Origin of the sequence: Actinomadura kijaniata NBRC 14229 (assembly GCF_001552175.1) — a bacterium.
Classification (GTDB): domain Bacteria; phylum Actinomycetota; class Actinomycetes; order Streptosporangiales; family Streptosporangiaceae; genus Spirillospora; species Spirillospora kijaniata.
The window spans coordinates 1-7,605 of the sequence record NZ_BCQR01000280.1 but is presented as its reverse complement, the minus strand read 5'-3'; the positions used below and the strand labels follow the sequence as shown (position 1 = coordinate 7,605).

Sequence of the window (7,605 nt, the reverse complement as noted above, 5' to 3'; positions counted from 1 at the left end):
CCGGCGCGCGCGCCGCGCGCCCTGGAGCTGGCCCGGCCCGGTGCGGCGGCCCGGGTGCGGGAGAGCTGGCGGCGCATCGGGCAGAGCCTGCGGGTGCTCGCGGTGATCGACCGGGCGGGCGCCCCGCCCGGCGACGCGCGGGCGCGCGCCGAGGGACTGGAGGCGATGACCGGCGCGCTCGACACGGGCCTGACCCTGATGGCGCCGGACACGGCGTTCGGGATCTGGGAGGTCACCGGGCGGCGCCGCGTCCCCCACCGGCGGCTCGTCCCGGTGCGGCGGCTCAGCGACCGGATCCCCTCCGGGGTCACCCAGTTCTACCGCCTCGACCGGGCGCTGGACAGGCTGCGGACCCGGACCCGGCCGGCGCCGTCCCGCCGGGGGCTGAACGCCGCCGTCCTGGCCGCCCACCGGCAGATGGAACGCGAATACGGAGACGGACTGAACGTCGTGCTGGTGTTCACCACCCGGGGCAGGAGGGAACCCCTGGAACCCGACCACGCCGCGGCGGTGCGGTCGCTGAGCCGGTCGTTCCGGTACGACCGGGCGGTGAGCGTCGTCGTGGTCGGCTTCGGCGACGGGGTGCCGCCCGGACTCCGGCAGCTCGCCCGCGCCACCGACGGCGGCGCGTACCACATCAGCAGCCCGGACCGGCTCCTGGACCTGTTCAAGAGCTCCGACGGCCTGCGCGTCTGTGACGATCCGCGATGCTCCGACTGACCCGCGGCGGCCCGGCCGCCGAGATCCCCGCCTGCGCCGGCCCGGGCGCCGCCCGGCTGGCGGTGACGTTCCGGCTGGTGCTGGTGCTGCGCGCGCTGCTGATGGCGATGGCGCTGGTGCTGACCCCCGTCGCGGAGTGGACCCCGAACCTGCTGGGGGCCGTCGCCGTGGTGGCGGCGGCGACCGTGCTGGCCGAGGTGCGCTGGCGCACCGTGCTGGAGTGGCTGCTGCGGCACCCCGTGCTGGCCTGCCTGGACGCGGTGCTGGCGGGCTCGGTGCTGGCGATGGGCGGCGTGTTCGGGCCGTTCTTCCTGTTCACCGTGATGACGTCGGCGCTCGCCGGGGTGCTGTTCTCCTGGGGCCCGGTGCTGCTGGTCAGCGGCGCGCAGGTCGCGCTGTGCTACGTGGCGATGGCGGTGGGGCCGGGGCTGCCCGACCCGGGCGCGCCCGGCGTGCTGATCGGGCTCCCGGCGTTCTACCCGCTGACCGCCTGCGCCGGGGTGGCGCTGCGGGCGCTGTTCGACCAGTACGCCGAGGTCGAGGACTCGCGGCGGCACGTCGAGACGATGCTCGCCGCCGCCGAGGAGCGCGCCCGCCTGGCCCGCGAGATGCACGACTCCCTCGCCAAGACCCTGCACGGCATCGGGATGTCGGCGGCGGTGCTGCCGGTCTGGATCCGCCGCGACCCCGACCGCGCCGAACGGACCGCCCGCGACATCGTCGCGGCGCTGGGGGTCGCCACCCGCGAGGCGCGCGGGCTGATCGCCGAGCTGCGCGACGACGCGCACGTGATGCCGCTGGCCGCCGCGATCCGGCGGGTGATCGCCGAGTGGGGGCGCGAGGACGGCGTCCCGGTGCGGGTGACCGTCGCCGACGAGTCGCCCGACCGGTCCGACCCGTCGGGCGCGGGACCGCTGCCCCGCACGGTCCGCTACGAGATCGTCTCGGTGCTGAAGGAGGCGCTGGCCAACGTCCGGCGGCACGCCGCCGCCTCGGCGGTGGAGGTGCGGCTGTCCTGGCGCGACGACGCCGTGGAGCTGGCGGTGCGCGACGACGGGCGGGGCTTCGCCATGCCCGACGGGGAACGGCTGGACCCGCTGGCCCGCGCGGGCCACTACGGCCTGGTCGGCATGGCCGAGCGCGCCCGCCGGGTGGGCGGGCGCCTGGCGGTCTGGTCGGCCCCCGGCCGCGGCACGCTGGTCACGATGACGGTGCCCGTGCCGGGCGCCGAGCTCGGCGCCCGGCCCCGGCCGACCGCCCGGAGCGGCCGATGAACCGCGCCGGGACCCTGATCTCCCACCCCACCCTCATCTGAACGGAAGGGACGGAGCCGCGATGGAGACGCACCCCGCCGCCCCCGCCACCGGGACGGCCGTCGAGCCGCCGGTGCGCGTGCTGGTGGCCGACGACAACCCGATCGTCCGGGCCGGACTGGTCAGCCTGCTGGAGGCGGGCGGGCTGACCGTCGTGGGCGAGGCCGTGGACGGCGCCCACGCCATCGAGCAGGCCCGGCTGCTGCGGCCCGACCTCGTCCTGCTGGACGTGCGGATGCCGGGCACCGACGGCGTGACCGCCGCCGGGACGATCAGCGCCCTGACCAAGGTCCTGATGCTGTCCTACGACGACGCGCCCGAGGTGGTGGGCGCGGCGATCCGCGCGGGCGCGTCCGGCTACCTGGTGCACGGCTCGTTCGACGTGACCCGGCTGGTGGAGGCCGTCCGCGACACCGTCGCGGGCGTGGACTGCCCGCTGTCCCCGGCGGCGGGCCGGGCCGTCGTGGCGGCCCTGCACCGGGACGCCCCGGCCGGGCCCGAGCCGCACTACCCGCCGCAGTACGCGCCCGCGGCGCAGTCCACGCCGACCCATCCGTGCCCGCTGTCGCGGCGCGAGAGCGAGGTGATGCACCTCATCGCGCGCGGCCTGTCCAACGGCGAGATCGCGCGGAGCCTGGTGATCTCGGAGTACACGGTCAAGAACCACATCAACCGGATCTTCGCCAAGCTGGGCGTGCGCACCCGGGGCGCGGCCATCGCCCGCTGGCTCGGCACCGCCGGCGGTGACGGGCAGTGATCACCGATGGCGTGATTGTGATCATTGCCGGGGAAATTGACCGGTAACGGCGACACGTGCCGCGTGGTGGTGGCGGACGCGACGATGGAGGGGTACGGTCGGCCATCGTGAGCCCCGTCCGAATCTGCTCCCGCACTGCCTGCAAGGCGCCCGCAGTGTTCACGCTCACGTACGTCTACCGTGACTCCACCGCGGTCCTGGGGCCCCTCGCCACGTACGCCGAGCCGCACTGCTACGACCTGTGCGCGGAGCACTCCGAGCGGCTCACCGCGCCCATGGGCTGGGAGCTGGTCCGGCTGCCGGTGGAGACCCCGAGCGAACCGAGCGCCGACGACCTGGAGGCCCTGGCCGACGCGGTCCGCGAGGCCGCCAAGCCCGCGCCCGGCGGCGTCGAGCCGGTCGGGCAGGCCACCGAGGTCGGCCGCCGCGGGCACCTGCGGGTGCTGCGCTCCGAACCCGCCGGGACCCAGCCCACCCAGGAGTAGGCCCCCGCTGCCTCCCGCTCCGGCCCCGCCGGGCGTCACCGCCGCCCGCCACCGGCGGGCGGGCCCGCGTCCGGCGGCTCTCCCGGTAGGCTCGTGGCCTGTCAATCCGTCGGAAATGGGGAGCACGGGAGTGGGCGACCTCGCCAAGATCTTCAAGGCGTACGACATCCGCGGGCTGGTGCCGCAGGAGCTGGACGCCGAGACCGCCGAGGCGGTCGGCGCGGCCTTCGTGCGGGTGACCGGCGCCGCCGCGGTCGTCACCGCCCACGACATGCGCGAGTCCTCGGCGCCGCTGGCGGCGGCGTTCGCCCGCGGCGCGACCGCCCAGGGCGCGGACGTGGTCGAGGCCGGGCTGGGCTCCACCGACATGCTCTACTACGCCTCCGGCGTGCTGGACCTGCCCGGCGTGATGTTCACCGCCAGCCACAACCCGGCCCGCTACAACGGCATGAAGCTGTGCCGCGCCGGGGCCCGGCCGATCGGCCGCGACACCGGCCTGGCCGAGATCCGCGAGCTGGTCGAGCGGGGCGTCCCCACCCACGACGGCGCGCCCGGCGAGATCACCCAGCGCGACCTGCTCAAGGGCTACGCCGACCACCTCAAGACCCTGGTGGACCTGTCCGGCATCCGCCCGCTGAAGGTCGCGGTGGACGCGGGCAACGGCATGGGCGGCCACACCGTCCCCACGGTCCTCGCCGGTCTGCCGATCGACCTGGTGCCGCTGTACTTCGAGCTGGACGGCACCTTCCCCAACCACGAGGCCAACCCGATCGAGCCCGCGAACATGCGCGACCTCCAGGCGAAGGTCCGCGAGACCGGGGCCGACCTCGGGCTGGCGTTCGACGGCGACGCCGACCGCTGCTTCGTCGTGGACGAGCGCGGCGAGATCGTCTCCCCGTCCGCGATCACCGCGCTGGTCGCCGCCCGCGAGCTGGCCAAGTACCCCGGCGCCTCGATCGTGCACAACCTGATCACCTCCCGCACCGTGCCGGAGGTGATCGCCGAGAACGGCGGCGCCCCGGTCCGCACCCGCGTGGGGCACTCGTTCATCAAGCAGACGATGGCCGAGACCGGCGCGGTGTTCGGCGGCGAGCACTCGGCGCACTTCTACTTCCGCGACTTCTGGTTCGCCGACTCGGGGATGCTGGCCGCGCTGCACGTGCTGGCCGCCCTCGGCGAGCAGGACCGGCCGCTGTCGGAGCTGCTGACCGCCTACGACCGGTACGCCGCCTCCGGCGAGATCAACAGCGAGGTCGCCGACCAGGCGGCGGCGACCGACCGGGTCCGGGCGGCGTTCGTGGGGCGGCCCGGCGTTACGATCGACGAACTGGACGGGCTGACCGTCGGGACCGACGACTGGTGGTTCAACCTGCGGCCCTCCAACACCGAGCCGCTGCTGCGCCTCAACGCGGAGGCGGGGGACGAGGCCACCATGGCCCGCGTCCGGGACGAGGTCCTGGCCATCGTGAGGGAGAAGTGACGGTGAAGCTCGATTCCTGGCTGCTGGAGATCCTGGCCTGCCCGAACTGCGGCGGAGGGCTGGAGCCCGACGAGACCGCCGAGGAGCTGGTCTGCACCGGCACCTGCGGGTACGCCTACGCGGTCCGCGACGGCATCCCGGTGCTGCTGGTGGACGAGGGGCGGGCCCCCGCCCGATGAGCGACGCGGTTGACGAGGGACGTCTGGCGGACGCGGCCGCGATCGAGGCCGCCGACCCCGGGGGGATGCTGCGGCAGGTCGCCTCGTCGGCCGCGCAGATCCGGGAGGCCCAGCGGCTGACCGCCGAGGCGGGGATCGCCGAGCTGGCGCGGGACGGCCGGCCGCGCGCGATCGTGGTGACCGGCATGGGCGGTTCGGGGATCTCCGGGGACGTGCTGGCGGCCGTCGCCGGGGTGGGCTGCGCCGTGCCGATCGTGACGGTGCGCGGCTACCGGCTGCCCGGCTGGGTCGGCGCGGCCGACCTGGTGATCGCGGTGTCCTGCTCGGGCGGCACCGAGGAGACCCTCGCGGTGGCCGCCGAGGCGGCGCGGCGCGGGGCGCGGCTGCTGTTCGTGGGCGGCGCGGACTCGCCGCTGGCGGAGCTGGCCGAGCGCGGCCGGGGCCTGTTCGTCCCGGTCCGGTCCGCCGGCCAGCCGCGCGCGACGCTGTGGGGGCTGACCGTCCCGCTGCTGCTGGCGACCCGCGAGCTGGGGCTGCTGGACGCCCCCGACGCGGTGTTCGAGGCGGCCGCGACCCGGCTGGAGGACATGGCCAACCGGTGCCGTCCGGACAGCGAGCCGTTCGTGAACCCGGCCAAGCGGATCGCGCTGGACCTGGCGGGCGACGTCCCGCTGGTGTGGGGGACCTCGCCGCTCGCCGGGACGGCCGCCTACCGCTTCTGCTGCCAGCTCAACGAGAACGCCAAGTACCCCGGCGTCCACGGCGAGCTGCCGGAGGCCGACCACAACCAGGTGGTGGCGTTCGACGGGTTCTTCGCGCGCGCGGCGGGCGTCCCCGGCGACCCCGACGACTTCTTCCGGGACCGCGCCGACGACCCCGAGCACGGCCTGCACCTGGTCGTGCTGCGCGACACCGAGGAGCACCCGCAGGTGACCAAGCGCCGTGAGGTGTCGGTGGAGCTGGCGCGCGGCCGGGGCGTCGCGGTCACCGAGATCATGGCCGAGGGCGATCATCCGCTGGAAAGAATCGCCACCCTCGTCGCGCTCGGAGACTACGTCACGGTTTACTTGGCTATCGCGCTGGGAGTCGATCCCACGCCCGTGACGGCCATCCAAGAGCTCAAAGCGAGGATTGCGTAGATATGAGTGCAGAAGGCGGTACCAAGGCGATTCTCGCCGCCCTGGCCGCGAACCTGGGCATCGCCACGGCCAAGTTCGTCGCGTTCGGCTTCACCGGATCGTCGTCGATGCTGGCCGAGGGCATCCACTCGGTCGCCGACTCCGGGAACCAGGCGCTGCTCCTGGTGGGCCGCAAGCGCTCCGAGCGCCGCCGCACCCGCAAGCACCCGTTCGGCTACGGGCGGGAGCGCTACTTCTACGCGTTCGTCGTCGCGGTGGTGCTGTTCACCGTGGGCGCGGTGTTCTCGCTGTACGAGGGCTACCACAAGATCCATGAGGCGACGGCGCATCCGCACGCCAAGATGGACTCGCCCGCCTGGGCGTTCGGCGTCCTGATCATCGCGATCATCCTGGAGACGTTCTCCTTCCGCACCGCGATCAAGGAGTCGAACCTGGTCCGGGGCGACAAGTCCTGGTGGCAGTTCATCCGCCGCGCCAAGGCCCCCGAGCTGCCGGTCGTGCTGCTGGAGGACCTGGGCGCGCTGGTCGGCCTGATCCTGGCGCTGGCGGGCGTCACGATGGCCGTGGTCACCGGCGACCTGGTCTGGGACGGCGTCGGCACCGTCTGCATCGGCGTGCTGCTGGCCGCCATCGCGATCATCCTGGCGATCGAGACCAAGAGCCTGCTGATCGGCGAGGGCGCCGACCCCGAGCAGGAGGAGCGGATCATCGCGGCGCTGGAGTCGGTCGAGCAGGTCGAGCGCGTGATGCACATCCGCACCCAGTACGTGGGCCCCGAGGAGATGCTGATCGCCGCCAAGATCGCGGTGCGCCACGACCACACGGCCGCCGACGTGGCCCGGGGCATCGACGCCGCCGAGGGGAGGATCCGCGCCGACTTCCCCGAGGCGACGCTGATCTACCTGGAGCCGGCGCTGGGCGACGCCGACGTGCACACCCCGCCCGCGACCAAGCCCGAGGCCCCGGCCTCGTCCTGACCCGCCGCCTCGCCGTACGGGCGTCCACCCTCGGGGTGGGCGCCCGTCGCGCGTTCCGGGGCGGGGCGCGGTCAGCGGGGGCGCGGGGTGTTGGTCCAGGTGATGGCGTGGCGGAGCGGGTCGCCGGGGCGGCCGTAGGAGCCCGCCGCCGTCACCTTCGCGGTGCCCGGGAGCAGGGCCAGGGACGTGACGGAGGCCGCGCCGTCGCCGGGGTCGTCGCCGCTGGGGTCGGGGACCGCCGGGCGGGAGACGTCCCAGGCGCCGCCCGTCCGGCGGGCCAGGAGCGGGCGGCCGGTCGCGTCCTCGCCCGCGACCCAGACGCCGTCGCGGCCGTCGGGGGCCACCGCGTGGAGGCGGCCGTGCGGGACCGGGGCGGGAACGGCGGTCCAGGCGCGGCCGTCCCAGCGTTCCACCAGCGGGGTCCCGGAGGGCGTGGCGCCGACCGCCCAGGCGTCGTGCGGGCCGGTGGCGGCCACATCGGTGAGCGTCCCCTCGCGGGCGGAGGCCACGACGGCGCTCCACCGCCCGCCGGCCCAGCGCAGCAGCAGCGGCCGG

Annotated in this window: 8 protein-coding genes and 1 pseudogene; 8 read left to right on the top strand and 1 reads right to left on the bottom strand. The window is 75.1% G+C overall.

All coding sequences use genetic code 11. From position 1 onward, the window contains the following. The 8 genes from AKI01S_RS52345 to AKI01S_RS47270 form a co-directional block, all read left to right on the top strand. Positions 1 to 720, top strand: a 720-nt coding sequence (locus AKI01S_RS52345; protein ID WP_169814142.1) for a vWA domain-containing protein, incomplete at its 5' end; no start/stop codon positions are given. After that, positions 708 to 1,994, top strand: a complete 1,287-nt coding sequence (locus tag AKI01S_RS47295; protein ID WP_084000950.1) for a sensor histidine kinase — start codon at positions 708 to 710, stop codon at positions 1,992 to 1,994. The genes AKI01S_RS52345 and AKI01S_RS47295, both read left to right, overlap by 13 nt. 61 nt (positions 1,995 to 2,055) lie before the next feature. Further along, complete coding sequence (locus AKI01S_RS47290) at positions 2,056 to 2,790, top strand: response regulator (protein WP_067833327.1); 735 nt, start codon at positions 2,056 to 2,058, stop codon at positions 2,788 to 2,790. Positions 2,791 to 2,897: 107 nt separating this feature from the next. After that, entirely contained in the window at positions 2,898 to 3,275 is a 378-nt protein-coding gene (locus AKI01S_RS47285) for a DUF3499 domain-containing protein (protein ID WP_067833323.1), read from the top strand. A gap of 130 nt (positions 3,276 to 3,405) precedes the next feature. Further along, positions 3,406 to 4,755, top strand: a complete 1,350-nt coding sequence (locus tag AKI01S_RS47280; protein ID WP_067833320.1) for a phosphomannomutase/phosphoglucomutase — start codon at positions 3,406 to 3,408, stop codon at positions 4,753 to 4,755. Further along, on the top strand, positions 4,752 to 4,934 hold the full coding sequence (locus tag AKI01S_RS50055) for a Trm112 family protein (protein WP_084000948.1): 183 nt from the start codon (positions 4,752 to 4,754) through the stop codon (positions 4,932 to 4,934). Before AKI01S_RS47280 ends, AKI01S_RS50055 begins: the two co-directional genes overlap by 4 nt. After that, a complete protein-coding gene (locus AKI01S_RS47275; protein WP_067833317.1) occupies positions 4,931 to 6,073 on the top strand; it encodes an SIS domain-containing protein in 1,143 nt (380 codons plus the stop codon). The genes AKI01S_RS50055 and AKI01S_RS47275 overlap by 4 nt, the downstream gene beginning before the upstream one ends. Before the next feature lie 2 nt (positions 6,074 to 6,075). Beyond that, positions 6,076 to 7,050, top strand: coding sequence for a cation diffusion facilitator family transporter (locus AKI01S_RS47270; protein WP_067833314.1), 975 nt, complete (start codon positions 6,076 to 6,078; stop codon positions 7,048 to 7,050). 71 nt (positions 7,051 to 7,121) lie between these two features. Here AKI01S_RS47270 and AKI01S_RS52340 read toward each other — a convergent pair. After that, positions 7,122 to 7,605 (bottom strand): annotated as a pseudogene (locus tag AKI01S_RS52340) (hypothetical protein); the annotation flags it as partial.

Excerpts from the sequence above, each read along its gene's own strand:
- AKI01S_RS47295 (WP_084000950.1), top strand. The coding sequence starts at position 708 with ATGCTCCGACTGACCCGCGGCGGCCCGGCCGCCGAGATCCCCGCCTGC.
- AKI01S_RS47290 (WP_067833327.1), top strand. The coding sequence starts at position 2,056 with ATGGAGACGCACCCCGCCGCCCCCGCCACCGGGACGGCCGTCGAGCCG.
- AKI01S_RS47275 (WP_067833317.1), top strand. The coding sequence starts at position 4,931 with ATGAGCGACGCGGTTGACGAGGGACGTCTGGCGGACGCGGCCGCGATC.
- AKI01S_RS47270 (WP_067833314.1), top strand. The coding sequence starts at position 6,076 with ATGAGTGCAGAAGGCGGTACCAAGGCGATTCTCGCCGCCCTGGCCGCG.